The following is a 1,626-nucleotide window of genomic DNA, read 5'->3' as shown; positions in this document are numbered from 1 at the left end:
GTTTGAACCTCGTCGCGGTCCGTCCGGACCCCGTCACGGTCCACCGGCGGGGTGTCGAGCGGCGAGACCTCCGCCTCCGGGCTCAGCGCCAGGCGGCAGATGGACGCCAGCTCCCGTGCCGCCGCCTCGAGCTCGGCCGGTGGCTCGCTCAGCTGCAGCCAGCCGTGGATTCCGGCTCGCTTCAGACAGTCGACCAGGCGCGCCGCGGGATAGGCCGGATCGAGCAGCAGGAAGGCACCGCCGGCCTCGACGACGCCGAGGATCGCGGCCACCAGCGCGGCACTGCGCTCGCCGTAGATCGCCACCACCCGCTCGCGGCCGACACCGTGTCGCTGCAGCGCGCGGGCGATGCCACCGCTGCGCTCGGCGAGGTCGCGGTAGGTCCAGGTCGCCCGCTCGTCCGTGACCGCCGGGCGATTCGGTCCGCGCCGGACATTGGCGTGGAACAGCTCGCCGAGAGGGGTGCCGCCATGGCGTGGCAGGGCCCGGCGCGGGTCGGGCAGCAGGGCCTCGTCGCGCAGCGAGTAGGACTGGATCCGTCGGCCCGGCGCCGCGGCGATTTGCTGCAGCAGCCGGCCGTAGCTTTCGGTGAGCGCAACGATGCGCTGGTGCGAAAAGAGGCTGGCGTTGTAGACCCAGTCGAGGCGGAGCTCGTCCGCCACCTCGGCGGCGTAGAGCGTCAGGTCGAACTTTGCCGCGAGCTCGGCGGCCGGTAGAACTTCGAAGGCCAGACCTTCGACCTCCAGGCGCTCGACGCCCAGATTGAGCAGGTTGAAGAAGACCTGGAACAGGGGTGTGCGATCGAGGTCGCGATCCGGATCGAGGGCCGCGACCAGCTTTTCGAACGGCACGTCCTGGTGGGCATAGGCCCCCAGAGCCTCGTCGCGTGTACGGGCGAGGAGGTCTTCGAAGGGCGGATCGTCGCCCAGGTCGCCGCGCAGCACCAGGGTGTTGATGAAGAAACCGATCAAGCCCTCGATCTCTTGTCGGGTGCGGCCGGCGATCGGCGTGCCGACGAGGACCCGGCTCTGGCCGCTCCAGCGGCCGAGGAGCACTTGAAGGGCGGCGAGCAGGATCATGAACAGGGTCGCGCCTCGATCCTGGCCGAGGGCCACCAGGGCTTCCGCGGTCGCTGCGGGCAAGCGCTGCGTCAGGCGCGCGCTACGGAAGTCGTGGCCGCTCGACCGCGGCCGGTCGGTTGGTAGGGCGAGGGGTGGCAAGTCGCCACCGAGGCGCCGTCGCCACCACGCCAGGTGACCCTCGAGAACCTCCCCGGTCAGCCACCGGCGCTGCCAGGCGGCGTAATCGCCATATTGGACCGGCAGGGGAGGCAGATTGGCGTCCTGATCGCCGGCGTAGAGGTCGACCAGCTCGCGCAGGAAGATCGCGGTCGACCAGCCGTCGGTGATGATGTGATGGAAGGTAGCGACGAAAACGTGCTCGGCCGGGCCGAGGTGGAGGAGCACGGTGCGCAGCAGTGGGCCACGGGCCAGGTCAAAGGGGCGGGCGGCCTCGCTGGTCCGTAGGCGGTCGGCTTCACCTTGCCGGTCGACCTCGCTCAGGCGCCCGAGCTCGATCCGTGCCAGTGCCGGTGATCGTGCCTCGACCATCAGCCGCGGGCGCCCG

General features: G+C 70.7%; 1 protein-coding gene. It reads right to left on the bottom strand.

Annotated features, from left to right (window positions below; translation table 11 throughout):
* The coding region (locus tag AAF481_20535) for a condensation domain-containing protein (protein MEM7483554.1) at positions 1-1,626 on the bottom strand (1,626 nt) is incomplete at both ends.

It is taken from the genome of Acidobacteriota bacterium (assembly GCA_039030395.1).
GTDB lineage: Bacteria > Acidobacteriota > Thermoanaerobaculia > Multivoradales > JBCCEF01 > JBCCEF01.
This window is presented reverse-complemented; position numbering and strand designations above follow the sequence as displayed.